The organism is Agrobacterium sp. SUL3 (assembly GCF_001263295.1).
GTDB classification, from domain to species: Bacteria; Pseudomonadota; Alphaproteobacteria; order Rhizobiales; family Rhizobiaceae; genus Agrobacterium; species Agrobacterium tomkonis.
Genome location: NZ_KQ414523.1, coordinates 1 through 14,261, shown reverse-complemented (window position 1 = coordinate 14,261; position 14,261 = coordinate 1). Strand labels below are relative to the sequence as shown.

Annotated in this window: 12 protein-coding genes and 2 pseudogenes; 10 read left to right on the top strand and 4 right to left on the bottom strand. The window is 60.2% G+C overall.

Going from position 1 to position 14,261, the window contains the following annotated elements; genetic code table 11:
- Positions 1–89: 89 nt before the first annotated feature.
- The 6 genes from AKG12_RS26345 to AKG12_RS26320 all read left to right on the top strand — a co-directional run bounded on the left by AKG12_RS26345 (position 90) and on the right by AKG12_RS26320 (position 7,223).
- Positions 90–3,152, top strand: a complete 3,063-nt coding sequence (locus AKG12_RS26345) for a heavy metal translocating P-type ATPase (protein WP_052821117.1) — start codon at positions 90–92, stop codon at positions 3,150–3,152.
- A 94-nt stretch (positions 3,153–3,246) separates the two neighbouring features.
- Complete coding sequence (gene lspA / locus AKG12_RS26340; RefSeq protein ID WP_225341560.1) at positions 3,247–3,780, top strand: signal peptidase II; 534 nt, start codon at positions 3,247–3,249, stop codon at positions 3,778–3,780.
- A complete protein-coding gene (locus tag AKG12_RS26335) occupies positions 3,777–4,514 on the top strand; it encodes a cytochrome c biogenesis CcdA family protein (protein WP_052821116.1) in 738 nt (245 codons plus the stop codon). Before lspA ends, AKG12_RS26335 begins: the two co-directional genes overlap by 4 nt.
- 106 nt (positions 4,515–4,620) lie before the next feature.
- Positions 4,621–5,493, top strand: coding sequence for an undecaprenyl-diphosphatase UppP (gene uppP / locus AKG12_RS26330; protein ID WP_052821115.1), 873 nt, complete (start codon positions 4,621–4,623; stop codon positions 5,491–5,493).
- A 23-nt stretch (positions 5,494–5,516) separates the two neighbouring features.
- Positions 5,517–6,125, top strand: coding sequence for a cation efflux transmembrane domain-containing protein (locus tag AKG12_RS26325; protein ID WP_052821114.1), 609 nt, complete (start codon positions 5,517–5,519; stop codon positions 6,123–6,125).
- A 48-nt stretch (positions 6,126–6,173) separates the two neighbouring features.
- Positions 6,174–7,223 (top strand): L,D-transpeptidase family protein, encoded by a 1,050-nt coding sequence (locus tag AKG12_RS26320; RefSeq protein WP_052821113.1) that lies wholly within the window; start codon positions 6,174–6,176, stop codon positions 7,221–7,223.
- 11 nt (positions 7,224–7,234) lie between these two features.
- Here the strand turns inward: AKG12_RS26320 and AKG12_RS26315 are convergent.
- Together AKG12_RS26315 and AKG12_RS26310 are read right to left on the bottom strand one after the other, a co-directional pair.
- Positions 7,235–7,525 (bottom strand): annotated as a pseudogene (locus AKG12_RS26315) (TniB family NTP-binding protein); the annotation flags it as partial.
- Positions 7,526–7,531: 6 nt separating this feature from the next.
- Positions 7,532–9,154 carry a TnsB C-terminal domain-containing protein gene (locus AKG12_RS26310; protein ID WP_052821111.1) on the bottom strand — a complete coding sequence of 541 codons (1,623 nt, stop codon included), beginning with the start codon at positions 9,152–9,154 and terminating at the stop codon, positions 7,532–7,534.
- Between the two features lie 707 nt (positions 9,155–9,861).
- Here AKG12_RS26310 and AKG12_RS26300 point away from each other — a divergent pair.
- The 4 genes from AKG12_RS26300 to AKG12_RS26285 all read left to right on the top strand — a co-directional run bounded on the left by AKG12_RS26300 (position 9,862) and on the right by AKG12_RS26285 (position 11,757).
- Entirely contained in the window at positions 9,862–10,344 is a 483-nt protein-coding gene (locus AKG12_RS26300; RefSeq protein ID WP_052821109.1) for a DUF305 domain-containing protein, read from the top strand.
- Between the two features lie 4 nt (positions 10,345–10,348).
- Entirely contained in the window at positions 10,349–10,681 is a 333-nt protein-coding gene (locus AKG12_RS26295; protein ID WP_052821108.1) for a four-helix bundle copper-binding protein, read from the top strand.
- A gap of 228 nt (positions 10,682–10,909) precedes the next feature.
- On the top strand, positions 10,910–11,359 hold the full coding sequence (locus AKG12_RS26290; protein WP_197283361.1) for a DUF305 domain-containing protein: 450 nt from the start codon (positions 10,910–10,912) through the stop codon (positions 11,357–11,359).
- Positions 11,359–11,757 carry a DUF6692 family protein gene (locus AKG12_RS26285; protein WP_052821106.1) on the top strand — a complete coding sequence of 133 codons (399 nt, stop codon included), beginning with the start codon at positions 11,359–11,361 and terminating at the stop codon, positions 11,755–11,757. The genes AKG12_RS26290 and AKG12_RS26285 overlap by 1 nt, the downstream gene beginning before the upstream one ends.
- A 153-nt stretch (positions 11,758–11,910) precedes the next feature.
- Here the strand turns inward: AKG12_RS26285 and istB are convergent, their stop codons facing one another.
- On the bottom strand, positions 11,911–12,645 hold the full coding sequence (istB, locus tag AKG12_RS26280; RefSeq protein ID WP_052821105.1) for an IS21-like element helper ATPase IstB: 735 nt from the start codon (positions 12,643–12,645) through the stop codon (positions 11,911–11,913).
- Positions 12,542–14,146 (bottom strand): annotated as a pseudogene (gene istA, locus AKG12_RS26275) (IS21 family transposase). The gene istB and the pseudogene istA overlap by 104 nt, the downstream one beginning before the upstream one ends.
- Between the last annotated feature and the right edge of the window lie 115 nt (positions 14,147–14,261).

Below are 14,261 nucleotides of genomic sequence, written 5' to 3'. Positions count from 1 at the left end.
ATCCTGTAGTGACTACAGGATGTATGGGTCCTTCTGTGGCGAGCTGAATACCGAGTTGGAGCGCGCGTCGCGACACGAAGGAGACCAAGATGAATGCTGATGTCGTTGTGATCACTGCTGGCGTGCTACGCTTCAAAATCGATGGCCTCGACTGCCAGAACGAGGTTCGCGCTCTTCGGGCGGCCGTTGGCCCGGTCGCGGGCGGCGATGACAGGCTGTCATTCGACACCAAGGCCGGCTTGATGGTGGTGAGCAGTCCGGGTTCTGCCTCGGTCGAATCGATCGAAAAGGCTGTCGAAACCACGGGGATGCGGGCACACCTTTTGGCAGAGCACGAATATCAACCTTCGGCCGCTCTGCTGTTTCGCGTCGAGGGACTAGACTGCAAGAACGAAATTGCAGCCCTGAAGCGAGAGGTTGGCCCGCTCGTGGGAGGTGAGACCTGGTTGGCTTTCGACACCGCGAAGGGGCTAATGACAGTTGCGCCTCAGAAGCAGGCGACCGTCGATGACATCATCCGCCAGATCGCCCCGACCGGCATGCGGGCTTCCGTTGTTGCAGAGGGCGCGACCGCGGCTCTGCTCTACCGGGTCCATGGCCTCGACTGCAAGAACGAGGTGGCGGCGCTCAGCCGAGAGCTGGGTCCGCTCGTCGGCGAGGACAGACTTGCCTTCGACACGACTCAAAGCATGATGACAGTGGGCCCGCAGAGCCTAGCTGCTCCCAGCGCGATCGAAGAAGCCGTAGCGCGTACAGGCATGCGTGCCGAACTGTGGTCGCCACCTTCGGCCATGACTGGAGCAGCCAATCCACCGGAAATATCTCAAGGGACAGCATGCGGCTGCGCCACAGCCGTTCAGGAGACCCTCAGTCCGCCGATCTCAGCCCACTTGCCGGGCAAAGTCGTGTTTCGCATCCATGGCATGGATTGCGCCGACGAAATCGCGGCACTGAAACGCGAGGTCGGTCCGCTGGTCGGAGAAGACAAGCTCGCCTTCGATCTCCTCAACGGCCGCATGGCGATCGATATGACCCCCGATTCCGCGCTCGAAGCGCGGATCGAGAAAGCAGTCATGCGAGCAGGATTGCACGCCGAACCGTGGACCGAAGGCGGCACCAGCGAAGCGGCGCAGGCTGAGGAGCGCCGTCGACGCGTGCAGTCATGGCTGACGAGCGCAAGCGGTGTCTTCGCAGCCTTAGGCTTCGCAGTTCACGCCTGGCTTGGGGGTGGAATCATCGCTGCATTCGAAGCGGGCGAACACGCCTTGGGCTCGACGCCGCTGCCAAGCAAAATCCTCTATGTCCTCGCGGTGCTGTGTGCCGTGCGTTATGTCGCTCCGAAAGCTTCGCTCGCCGCCAAACGGTTGCGACCGGACATGAACCTGCTGATGGTCGTCGCAGTCGTCGGCGCCATCGGTATCGGCGCCTGGTTCGAGGCCGCCACGGTTTCCTTCTTCTTCGCGCTGGCGCTAGCACTTGAAGCCTGGAGCCTCGGACGGGCGCGCCGGGCCGTCGCAGCCTTAATGGAACTCGCGCCGTCGACGGCGCGCGTCCGTCTTGAAGACGGCTCAGAGAAAGACGTGCCCGCGGCTGAGGTTCGCGTTGGCGCGCACATCATCGTTCGTCCGGGGGATAAGGTGCCGCTCGATGGACGGGTCGCTGCCGGTGAAAGCGAGGTCAACCAAGCGCCGATCACCGGTGAGAGCGTTCCCGTTTTCAAGACAGAGGGCGATGACGTTTTTGCCGGCACGATCAACGGCGAAGGTGCGCTGGATGTCGTAACCACCAAGGCGGCCAGCGATACGACGCTCGCCCAGATCATCCGCATGGTCGGCTCGGCGCAAAGCCGGCGCGCCCCGAGTGAGCAGTGGGTTGAAAAATTCGCCCGTGTCTATACGCCCGTGGTTATGACGCTCGCCATTGCGATCTTTCTCGTTCCGCCGCTGCTTATGGGCGGCGCATGGGACGTCTGGTTCTATCGCGCACTTGTGCTTCTCGTCATCGCTTGCCCCTGTGCCCTTGTGATCTCGACGCCGGTTACGATCGTCGCTGCCCTCGCTGGAGCGGCGAAGCAAGGCGTCTTGGTGAAGGGCGGCACGCATCTCGAGACGCCGGCCCATCTCAAAGCCATCGCCATGGATAAGACCGGCACACTCACCGAAGGACGACCTCAGGTCGTGGAGATCGTGCCGTTCGGGGGCCGCAGCGAAGCGGAGCTTCTCCGTCTGGCGGCGGCTCTTGAGGCACGAAGCGAGCATCCGATCGCCCGCGCGATCCTGACGAAAGCCAGCGAGTCCAACATCGTTGCTGAGCCTGCGCAGGCCGTCCAGGCGGTCGTTGGCCGAGGCGTCACCGGCCGGGTGGCAGGCAGCGAGGCATGGCTCGGCTCACGTCGCTATCTGGCCGAGCGGATGAACTCCGCTGCCGTCCTGCAGCAGGCCGATGCCCTTTCGCAGGCTGGCCGTACGATTGTCGCAGTTGGCGATAGTCGTGACGTTTGGGGGCTGATCGCGGTTGCAGACGCCATCAGGCCGGAAGCGAAGGAAATCGTCACAGCGCTGCACCGGGCGGGCATCAAACATGTCGTCATGCTCACCGGCGACAATCGGGCAACGGCAGAGGCGATTGCCAGGCAGACCGGCATCGACGAGGTCCGGGCGGAATTGCTGCCTGGTGACAAAGTGGCTGCGGTCGAGGATCTCGTGCAGCGCTATGGATCGGTGGCTATGGTTGGTGATGGGGTCAACGATGCTCCAGCGATGGGTCGCGCCAATCTCGGCATCGCCATGGGTGCGATGGGCAGCGATGCCGCCATTGAGACGGCGGACGTGGCGCTCATGTCCGACGATCTATCGAAGCTCCCGTGGCTTGTGCGGCATTCACGCGCGACGCTTGCGGTCATCCTCCAGAATGTCGCCTTCTCGATTGCCGTCAAACTCCTGTTCACCGCGCTCACCGTAATGGGTCTCGCTTCGCTCTGGGGGGCTATCGCAGCCGATGTCGGCGCTTCCCTTCTGGTCGTCTTGAACGGCCTGCGCCTGCTCAACAGCGGACAGGAGACGGCTAGCTACGGTGGACCTTCGGCGGGATCCGGCGTTTCGGCGCGCGCGCGCCATGGCGTCGCCGTCGCTGCGGCGGGCGCTTCGCATTGACTATGAGATCATGGTACCGAGAACGGATTGTCGCAACCGTGCAAGGACATCTGCAGCCAGGATCGGCTGGTGAAAACAGACTTAGGGCAAAGACATGTTGACGATGCAATCTACGACTTTGGTTCGACGAGCCATGTGGGCTGGCGCTGCTCTTGCCATAGCGTTGACAATCGATGTGGTCACCAAATGGCTGATCCTGAACATAGTGATGGTTCCGCCGCGTATCATCGAGATCGCCCCGTTCTTCAATCTCACGCTCGGTTTCAACACGGGCGTGAGTTTCGGGATGTTCAGCGATTTGTTTCGTGAGCTTCCGCTGCTACTTGCCGGAATCAAGGTGGGGATCGCGGCAGCACTGCTGATCTGGGCTCTAAGAACAGAAAAATTTATCGAGACTGTGGGGCTGGGGCTGATAGCCGGCGGTGCCGGGGGCAACATCGTAGATCGGATAGCGCAGGGTGCGGTGACCGATTTCCTCGATTTTCATGTCGGGGGCTGGCATTGGCCAACCTTCAACATGGCGGACGTGACGATTACCGTCGGCGTCGTTCTGCTCGTCGGAGCCTCCGTTTGGCCGGCGCCGGCGTCGCTTCGAGAGCGACAGAGGCAGGCGATGGACCAACGATGACGCTGATCGAAGTATCATTGCTTGGGTTAGTCACGGCCGCGACGGCTGGGGCGATTTCCTTCCTCTCGCCTTGCGTACTGCCGCTGGTTCCAGGCTATCTGTCCTACGTCGCGGGAGGCGCAAGCGAAACCGCCGGTGACAGGAAGAGCCGCCAGCGTCAAGTTCTCGCACCAGCGCTATTCTTCGTGCTCGGCTTTACCACCGTCTTTGTCCTGCTTGGGCTCAGTGCGATGGCCTTGGGCGGGTTTCTGCAACGCTACCAGACCGAAGCGAATCTGATCGGCGGCGCCTTGGTCGTGATCTTTGGTTTTTCCGTGACGGGATTGCTACGCTTGTCCGTCGCCCAGATGTCAGATTGGCGCTGGCGTGGACCGAAACGGGCCACAGGTCCCATCGCCGCCTTTCTCCTTGGCCTGGCGTTCGGCTTCGGTTGGGCGCCGTGCATCGGCCCTGTGCTTGCGTCGATCCTCACAGTAACCGCGACATCCGCCGGTAACGGCGCGGTACTGCTCGGTGCTTATGGCCTCGGGCTCGGCATTCCCTTCCTGCTCACGGAGCTGTTCTTCGGCAGCGCGGCCGCAACTTTGAAACGCATGCGCCGTGCCGGAGCGTTGCTCAATGTGGGAGCAGGGATGGTGCTGGTCAGCATTGGTATTCTGATGATGACCGGCCGTCTGCAGCAGATCGCCATTTGGATGCTGACGACATTTCCCGCGCTCAGTAGCATCGGTTGAGTTACCCCGTCGCAGTCCAATCGCTCCGCCGATGGATTGTTAACTTGCCAGTTGTCAAGGGCGTCGAGTTCGAGCCGCCGCTCGTCGACTAACTAAAGGACTTTGCATGACGAATGCTTGCACACAGGGAGTCGATACCGGATTCGTGGCGTTGGGCTACGCCAAGGTTGCCGTGCTGGGCGTTCTCCAGGGAATCACCGAATTGCTGCCGATTTCCTCCACAGCACATATGCGGATCGTACCCGCGTTGCTTGGTTGGCAAGACCCAGGCTCCGCCTTCTCAGCGGCAATGCAGCTCGCTGCCTTGGCTGCGGTGATCAGCTATTTTTGGAAGGACGTCAGCCAATTGGCTACGGGCTCACTTCGCGCGCTCGCGCGAGGGGATTTCAGCGACCGCTCCTTCCGATTTTGCATTTGGATCATCCTGGCAACGGTCCCGATCGGTCTGGCGGGACTGTCGTTGGCGAGTGTGTTGAACGCGTGTAGCTCCCCGCTGCGCAGCCTTGCCGTCATTGGCTGGGCATGCGTCGTCATGGCCGTCCTCCTCGCGATCGCCGAGGTTTTCGCCCGCCATAGACGGACGGTTGCAGACGCCTCTTTCAAGGACGCGATCATTGTCGGCATCGCACAGGTTGGCGCTCTGATCCCAGGAGTGTCTCGCTCGGGCTCCACCTTGACTGCGGCCCTAGCACTCGGACTGAAGCGGGAAGAGGCAGCGCGCTTCTCCTTCCTCCTGGGCCTACCGGCGATCGCTCTGGCGGGATTCAAAGAGCTATGGGAGCTGCACAAGATTCAATTGTCCCTGGAAGGCTGGTCGATTCTTCTTGTCGGGTTGGTCGTCGCCTCTGTTTCGGCGTTCATTGCGATCTGGGGATTGATGCGCGTGCTCGAACGCTTTTCAGCTTGGCCCTTCGTAGTCTATCGAGCTGCCTTGGGCGTCATTCTCATCGCGGCTGTATCATTCGGCCCTATTTCTTGATCACCTCCATAGGAAATCTCGCTATGAGCGCCAAGCACGAAGAAGAAGCAGAAATCCAGCTCGACGCGAGCAATGCCGCCGAACGCAAAACCCTCGTGTTGGTACTTGCTATCAATTTCCTTCAGGTGATTGTTGCCGGATTCGTTGGTATCCTTGCCGATTCCAGCGGTTTGCTAGGCGCAGCACTCGACAATCTGGGCGATGCCGGCGTCTATGCCGTCAGCCTCTATGCCGTCGGGCGAACGGTCGCGGCGAAAGCGCGTGTCGCACGGCTATCCGGCATTCTTCTATCCGTTCTGGGTCTAGCGCTGTTCTTCGAGGTCTTTCGTCGCTTCTTCGTGGGGGCTGAGCCGATCGGTTTTGCCATGATTGTCACGGCGATCGCAAACGCTGCGACCAATCTGCTTTGCTTGCGGCTTCTGCGCTCCCATCGGGATCAGGGGGTGCATCTAAAGGCATCTTGGATCTTTACGGCGAACGACATGCTGGCCAATACGGGCATCGTCGTATCCGGCATTGCAGTAATGTTCTTTGCATCTCCGCTTCCTGATCTCATCATCGGGCTGGCGGTTGCCGGCATCGTACTCAAGGGTGGTTGGGACATTTTGAGGGAGGCGCACGAGGCGCAGTAGTACGGCGACACGTAAATGACCCGTCAATCAATCGGCAAAACAGAGATCATGAGCATACTTCCTCTTCCAAGGTCCTTAGCAGCATTGTTGTCTCGGGCAAGACGGGCGCGCCGCGCTGCAATGCTGGCGACAATCGCCTTCTCGCTCACCGGCTGCATATCGATGGAACTCGATGACCTTGGCACTCCGTCACATGAGATTCCGTCGAAATTGATTGGCGAGATGGCCAAGAAGGGCGTGAAGGTGGAAAGCCCCGTGCTCGTCCGCATCTTCAAGCAGGAAAGCGAGTTGGAGGTCTGGAAGCAGACCAAGACGGGACAGTATGTTCTCGTCAAGACTTATCCGATGTGCCGCTGGTCCGGAAAACTGGGGCCGAAGACGAGAGATGGTGATCGCCAGGCTCCGGAGGGCTTTTACCATGTCTCGGCGCCTATGCTGAATCCAAAGTCCCAGTTCTACCTCTCCTTCAATCTGGGTTACCCGAACCGACTGGAGTCTGCCCTCGGCTACACCGGCGAGGCGTTGATGGTACACGGCGCATGCTCGTCGTCCGGCTGCTATGCGCTCACCGATCAGGGCGTCGGCGAAATCTATGCGCTTGCCGAGCGCTCGCTCGCCGCAGGCCAGGAGCGATTCCAGGTGCAAGCCTATCCGTTCCGCATGACGGCGGAGAACATGGCGGGGCACAGATCCGACCCCAACTTCGACTTTTGGAAAAACATTAAACAGGGCTACGACATATTCGACGCAACGAAACGTCAGCCCAAGGTGTCGGCCTGCGGCGGCAAGTACGTCTTCAACACGGAGTTCGTGGACGGTGAGCCGAGGGACCCGCGCGCCGCCTGTCCGGCCCCAAAAACAATGCCCGATCCCGGACTCTTGGCCAAGTTGGCGACGCAAGAAAAAAAGCTCGCGGAACTGCTCGCCGGCGAGTCCGGCGTTTCCACCAGTGCCTATGTCGATGGTGGCATGCATCCGAGTTTTCGGGCACTGCTCAAAAAAGACGGCGCCGACAAGCTCGCGGAGAAAATCTCGACAATCAAATACCCGGTCAGCCGACCTGACGCGGCGCTCGCGGATCCCTATGGCGGAAGCTGACGCCAATAAGTGCCGGCGCCTTCGCGCGTTTGAACCATCCACACCTTCTGTTTGGACGCGCTTCTCAGATGTTCGACAGCAAAGCGTTCGGCAATCATCGTCTTGCCATTCGCATAGGGTCCGACCAGCATCAGACCGTCCGTCCGCAACGACGGCGGCCGCGAGAACAGTTCGCCCAATCGCCGATGCGCGTCCTTCGCGATGGGATGACCGATCCATCGCGGCGCGCGGATATAGTGGATTCGCTCATCCGCATCGCGGTCGAGATAGGGCCGGACATGCTCAAGCAAATGATCCGACATGTCCGGTTACCAATCCTCGATCGGCAGACTGCGCTTTTGGCGCGACGGGTGTACGGCGCGGTCAGGCGGTTGCGGTCGCAACGCTTCAAAAGGCTTTGCCGCGCCAGCTGCCTGCGCAAACCGCACCGCGTCGCGCAATTGGCGTTTGGACGGTTTCGCGGCATCGGCAATTGCTGCGATCTCGCGGCGGAACACGACCTTTTCGACCGGCGACCGACGGTTTGCGTTGCGCCGACGCGTGCGCTCGGCCTCATACTCCCACAGTGTCAGCGAGGCGAGATTACCATCACGCCGCTCGACCGGTCGGAATTGTCGCGTGTCCGGATCCCGAACGTAGATATGGCTGATGTCGCGCGGATCGTATCGCACCTCCAGCTTTCCGAGCCGATCGCGCTGCGGAACAAGGGTGCCCAGCCATGACGAATAATAGTGCATGGCGAACATGCTGACCCCTTGCGGCGACAATTGTCTTTCCGCTCCCGGCAGAAACGACAACAGCACGCGCTGCGGATCGTCGTCGAAACGAGGCAGGGTCGCGCTGTCGCGCTGCCATTCCGTCAATGGCACCTTCAGTGTTTTCAGGTTTTCCTGACAATTATGATCGATCACCGCGAGCGCCACGCATCGTTCCAGATCCGCAAAGCTCAGACAGGCGCGGTGCTGAGACGGATATTCGTCGCGGTCGGTCACGGAGCGCCCCGACGAACCCGGATAGGTGGTCAGAAGTGCGTTCAGCTTGCCCAGAAGCCGCTCGACCACACCGCCATGGTGGACACGGCCGCGATCGCGATAGCGGACACGAATGCCATAGTCGTCGCAGCCGCGCTCAAACGCATATCCCTTGAACTCCTTAGCGGAGTCCGTGACGAGCAGCCGAGGCCTGCCGAGCATCGGCCAGGCATGACTGAGATTGCGGGCCGCAAGCCATGCCTCCTTTGGGCACATGGCCTGAGCGAGAGACAAGGCGACAGACAGGACCGAAGGTTTTTCGAGTGTGAGGCAGAAGCCGAGAATGGCGCGAGTCGCCACGTCGGTGACGATGGTCAGATAAGGGCGGCCGACGAACAGTCCGCCGCCGTTGACGACCTCCACGAAATTGATGTCGGCCGGCGTATGATCGATTTGGCAGACGTCGAGAGCATGCGCCGCGTGGATATAGCCTGGCCGGGGCTTCAACCGCAGCAGGTGCTTTGGATTGGCCGACCGCTTCCTGGCGATCTCCTCGGGGGCGAACAGTGCCGGAATCCTCCGTGCTATTGTGACATAGGACGGTGGTTTCAGTCCGGCTTCTTCACAGCGGGCCTGGATTTCGGCGACGACAGGAGCGAGGGGTGGCGCCTCCAGTATCAGCCATTGCTCGCGCAGCGTCGCGCCTATGATGTCCTCGATCTTTGCGACGAGCCGTTTCTGGCGCGTGTTGGCGGCGCGAGGCAGTAGGACCGTTACGGTCCGATCGACGCGATAGCGTGCGGCGAGGTTGTAAACCTGGCGCGTGGACAGGTGCAGCGCCATTGCTGCTCGCGCAATAGCCGCCTGTCTTGGGCCGGATCCGTCGAAAACCTTGTCCAACTCCGCCGCTATTCGGCGCGCCGTCAGCCATTGCTCCTTCGAAATCGCTCGAGCCGGCATTGCTTCTCGATGTTGAAATCGCTTCGGCAAAATCGGACTTCTTTGAAATCGTTAGCGGAAAATCGTGGCCATTTTAGCCACTAAACCTAACTGGCGTATGACATTTGCCGGTTTGAAATCGCGAAGTAAAAGCCACACATGTCCAAAGAATCGCCGTCGGCTTGACGGTTGTCAATCAACCAGCCTCTACAGCATGGACATCTCGTCCTTTGTGTGGCGCTAGAACATCTATCCTATGGGAAGGTTTGCAGGAGGGACGACGGCGAACCCCATCGCGGCTGGAACTTTCTCCTCTGCTCCGGTGTTTCCAGCCATCGAGCGCGGAGACCGAAGGATGTCCCTATCGGACTTTTTGAAGGCAGGATTATCGGTGATCGCAGCGACGCTGCTTGTCATCGGGCTCTTCGCTACGGCTCCTGCTTTCGCTGCACCGACCCACCATTGCCCGGAGGTGCAGGCGAGTGACCAGGTATTGGACAGCCAGCGCGACGGTCTGGATGTTCAACTTGCCAGAACGTGTTGCGCGCAGATGCACTGCTGTCCGATCCTTCCTCAGCCGCTAGTCTATGCTCCGCCTGAGGTACCATTCGGCCAGCTGCATGTGCACGTCAGACCGGAGCGGCCGCTTCTCCTCCTGACTGCGATTGATCCCCCTCCCAGAACCCCTGCTGTTTGAGACACGTCCCTCAAAACAACAGGAGTTCAACATGAACACGTACGTCAAACACGCAGCCGCCGCGCTCACGGTCTCCGCCGCAATACTCGCATCCGTTCATCCTGCCGCAGCCGACCCGACATTCCCCGACAAGTGCAAGGGCGACATGCCGATGTCGGGCATGCCAATGGGTGGCGAGATGCCAATGGGCAGTCAGCAGATGCCGATGGGCGGACAAGGCTCCAATAGTGGTCAGGGCCCGATGGCCGACCTCACCGACTATCAGCAGGCCTCGTTGGAGGCGATGATGTCGATGAACCAGCAGATGATGCAGGGGATGATGAAGGATGATGCCGACGCGTCGTTCGTCTGCGGTCTGATTGCCCATCATCTGGGTGCAATCGACATGGCGAAGGTCGAGCTGGAGCACGGCGACAATGAAGAGGCCAAGGCGACCGCGCAGAAGGTCATCGATGATCAGATGAAAGAGGTCGAGCGACTGACTGAGTGGGTCGGGAAGGAAGTGAAGGAGTAACGCCATGCACCACATCTCCCCGGAAATGAAGCAGTGCATCGACAACTGTCTGGCCTGCCACAGCGAGTGCCTTTCCATGGCGATGGGACATTGCCTCGAAATGGGTGGCCAGCATACGGAGCCGAAACACTTCAAGCTGATGATGGCCTGCGCCGAAATCTGCCGCACCTCGGCCCATTTCATGCTGATAGGCACCGAGCACCACAAGCACACTTGCCGCGAGTGCGCGGAAATATGCCGCCAGTGCGCCGACGACTGCGAACGGGTCGGTGACATGCAGGCTTGCGTCGATGCCTGCCGCAAGTGTGCCGAAAGCTGCGAGCGTATGGCGCAGTAGCCCCTGCGGAAGCATGGGTACGGACGGGGTCTCTCCTTCCGTACCCACCTGGGGTTCATGCTGTGTGCATGCTGCTTTTTCGCACTCCCGATCCTGGCAGTATCCCGCTGCGCCCGAGGACCCGGAAGGGCGCGGGGCGACGGGTGAAGCATAGTCAAACGCATCAACTCGGCCGGATCAGCGGTATTGCGTAATCCACCAGGAGCCGAAGGAGAACATCTAATGGGAATGTCCTACTGGCGCTTTGCCGCCATGATCGCGACATCGACGGTCGTAATGTACGGTCTGATGTATCTGAACACCTACGCGCTGGAGCACGTCTTCTGGAGCGAGACCCGAGCCTGGATGGCCCTGGTCATGGGATCGACTATGGCGGTCATCATGCTCGCCTTCATGCTCGGGATGTACAAGAAGAAGATGCTCAACATGGCCATCTTCGGCGGGTCCGTCGCGGTCTTCGCCTTGTCGCTGTGGCTCGTCCGCAGCCAGGTGACCGTCGACGACGCCGAGTACATGAGCGCGATGATCCCGCATCATTCGATTGCCATCATGACGAGTGAGCGTGCGCAGATTTCCGATCCCCGCGTTCGAAAGCTGGCCGACGAGATCATCGAGGCCCAGGAGCGGGAGATTGCAGAGATGAAGTATCTGATCGAGGACCTGGAGGAGCGTGACTGATGAAGAACTCCCTCCTTTCACTGCTGGTCCTTACCTCGGCCAGTCTCCTGTCGGGATGTGGCGAACGGGAAGCTGCTGACGACATCATCAATCCCCCGCGTTCCGAAGAGGCCGCACGCGTGCTATCCGGTGAGGAGGCCATAGCTGGCGCAGATATACCCACACTCGATCCGGCGACGATGGTGGACGCGGAGATCGCCAAAGTCCTTGGTTCGCCTGCACAGTGCACGTTCAGGTACACGAGTGCTGGCAAGCCGATACTGGCCCTCAAGGGAACACCGGGCGGTACCGCGACAACTGCTGTCCTAAAGGTGAACGCTCACCTAGTGGTGTCAATCGGCGTTGTAACGGGACCCCTTATCGGCTCCCAAAAGGGACCCCTGCCTCTGGTTGCATAGGGTCAGCGCNTGTCAATCGGCGTTGTAACGGGACCCCTTATCGGCTCCCAAAAGGGACCCCTGCCTCTGGTTGCATAGGGTCAGCGCGCGTAGGCCCGGAGCTCTCCATTTAGCGCAGGGGCCTGCGGGCGCGGGTTGTTTGTCTTTTCGGCTTTAGCTTTGAGAGCGGTTCTTGAAGCGCCAGGATTCATTTCCAGTTTCCACGATCTCGCAATGGTGTGTGAGCCTGTCGAGCAGAGCGGCGGTCATCTTGGCGTCTCCGAACACGGCCGGCCACTCGCCGAAGGCCAGGTTCGTCGTGACGATGATCGAGGTCCGCTCATAAAGCCTGCTGATCAAATGGAAGAGAAGCTGGCCACCTGCCTGCGCGAACGGGAGATAGCCAAGCTCATCCATGATGACGAAGTCGAGCCTGGTGATGAAGTCGGCCAGCCGGCCCTGTTTGCCATTGCGTGCTTCCGTCTCAAGCCGGTTGACGAGATCGACGACGTTGTAGAAGCGCCCACGCGCGCCGTTGCGGATCAGAGCTCGGGCTAGCGCGATAGATAGGTGGGACTTTCCCGTGCCAGTCCCGCCGACCAGAACGATGTTGTGTTGTTCGGCAAGGAAAGCTCCGGTCGCGAGCTGGCGCACAAGCCCTTCGTTGACCGGGGTGTCGGTGAAGTCGAAGTCGTCGATGTCCTTGGCCAACGGGAGCTTGGCGATGGTGATCTGGTATTTGATGGAGCGTGCCTGCTTCTCGGCGATCTCCGACTGCAGCAGATCGCCGACGATGCGCGGCGGCTCATGCTGACGCTTGATGCCAGAAGCCATTGTCTCGTCGTAAGCGCTGCGCATGCCGTAGAGCTTCAGCGTGCCCATCATGTCGAGGATTTTGGATCGTTCCATATCAGCTTGCCCTCCTGAGGCTGTCGTAACGCGCGCAGTCGGCCAGAGGCTCATGGGTCAGGCGTAGCGCATCGGGAATGGAAAGGATGGCGGCCGGCTGCGGATCGCGCTTGCGGGCCAGAATGTTGATAATGACGGCGGCCGAGAACACGCCCTGATCGAGCGCCTCCTGACAGGCTGCCTCGACAGCGGGAAGCCCATCGATGCCGACGCATTCGAGGATCGACACCATCTGCCGATCGCCGTCATGCATGGCTTTGAGCCGGCGGCGCACCTTCTCCATGGCGGCTGGCAAGACCCAATCGTGGAACGGCGCGCCGTTGCGCAGCGCTCCCGGCTTGCGGGTCAGAACCGGAACGTAATGCCATGGATTGTAGATTGTCTCGCCACGGCCGAAGTTGCGGTCATGGCGGCCGATCTCGACGCCGTTCTGACGGATAACGATGCGGTCGGCATAGGCATGTATCTCGGCAGGGCGACCGACGGCGGTCGATACTACCGAGTATTTGTTGTTGTCGAAACGCACGAGGCAGGTCTTGCCGATCGAGGCCTGCACAGCGTGGAAACCATCGAACTTGCCGGGATAGCTGACCAGGTGCGGCCGCTCGGCATCGAACACCTCCCAGATCGTGCGTTCCGTCTGATCGACATGCTTATGAGCTCGAGCGTAGCTGATGCACTTGTCCAGCAGCCAACCGTTCAGCTCATCATAGGATTTGAAGCGCAGACGCGGCGTGAAGAAGCGTTCCCGCACCAGATTGACCTGGTTCTCGACCTGACCCTTCTCCCACCCCGAAGCCGGCGTGCAGGCTACCGGCTCGACAAGGAAATGGCTGCACATCTGCAGGAAGCGGCGGTTATATTGCCGCTCCTTGCCAATAAAGACCGCGTCTACCGCCGTCTTCATATTATCATAGATGCCGCGCGTGCAGGCTCCGCCGAAGAAGGCAAACGCCTTGTCGTGGGCATCGAAGACCATCTCCTGAGTCTCGCGCGGATAAGCCCTCACATACATCATCCGGCTGTTGCAGAGCCGGACATGGGCCACTTTTACTGTCGTCGTCACGCCATTGAGCACGACGATCTCGTGGCTCCAGTCGAACTGGTAGGCCTCGCCGGGTGCATAGTAGAGCGGAACGTATGCTTCCGCCGTCACAGCCCCGCGCTCCTTGGCCCACTTCCGGGCATAGCGCCGAACCGTGTCGTAACCGCCGTCGTATCCGACGTCACGCAAATCTTCATATATCCGGATCAGCGTCAGTCGTTCGCGCGAAGCTTTCGCCTCATTGGCAAGCAGTATTCCATCGAGCCGCTCCCGCCATCGACCTAGCTTCGGCTGAGGTTGACGGGTCCGCTCGTATTTGAACTCCGTCTCATCGGTGCGCAAAACCTTCCGCACCACTTTCCGCGATATGCCCAACTCCCGGCAGATCGCCTTGATCGACTTGCCCTGCACATGAGCCAGCCGCCGTATCTTCAGAATTGTTTCCACAATAAGCATCCAAACAAAAAGCCTCCGATGAAACCGGAGGCTGTTGTAGCCCCATCACAGATGGGGGTCCCGTTTGGATGCCGATCACCCCATTTGCGGGGTCCTTATTCCATGCTTAATCACA

Excerpts from the sequence above, each read along its gene's own strand:
- AKG12_RS26345 (WP_052821117.1), top strand. The coding sequence starts at position 90 with ATGAATGCTGATGTCGTTGTGATCACTGCTGGCGTGCTACGCTTCAAA.
- lspA (WP_225341560.1), top strand. The coding sequence starts at position 3,247 with ATGTTGACGATGCAATCTACGACTTTGGTTCGACGAGCCATGTGGGCT.
- AKG12_RS26335 (WP_052821116.1), top strand. The coding sequence starts at position 3,777 with ATGACGCTGATCGAAGTATCATTGCTTGGGTTAGTCACGGCCGCGACG.
- uppP (WP_052821115.1), top strand. The coding sequence starts at position 4,621 with ATGACGAATGCTTGCACACAGGGAGTCGATACCGGATTCGTGGCGTTG.
- AKG12_RS26325 (WP_052821114.1), top strand. The coding sequence starts at position 5,517 with ATGAGCGCCAAGCACGAAGAAGAAGCAGAAATCCAGCTCGACGCGAGC.
- AKG12_RS26320 (WP_052821113.1), top strand. The coding sequence starts at position 6,174 with ATGAGCATACTTCCTCTTCCAAGGTCCTTAGCAGCATTGTTGTCTCGG.
- AKG12_RS26310 (WP_052821111.1), bottom strand. The coding sequence starts at position 9,154 with ATGCCGGCTCGAGCGATTTCGAAGGAGCAATGGCTGACGGCGCGCCGA.
- AKG12_RS26300 (WP_052821109.1), top strand. The coding sequence starts at position 9,862 with ATGAACACGTACGTCAAACACGCAGCCGCCGCGCTCACGGTCTCCGCC.
- AKG12_RS26295 (WP_052821108.1), top strand. The coding sequence starts at position 10,349 with ATGCACCACATCTCCCCGGAAATGAAGCAGTGCATCGACAACTGTCTG.
- AKG12_RS26290 (WP_197283361.1), top strand. The coding sequence starts at position 10,910 with ATGTCCTACTGGCGCTTTGCCGCCATGATCGCGACATCGACGGTCGTA.
- AKG12_RS26285 (WP_052821106.1), top strand. The coding sequence starts at position 11,359 with ATGAAGAACTCCCTCCTTTCACTGCTGGTCCTTACCTCGGCCAGTCTC.
- istB (WP_052821105.1), bottom strand. The coding sequence starts at position 12,645 with ATGGAACGATCCAAAATCCTCGACATGATGGGCACGCTGAAGCTCTAC.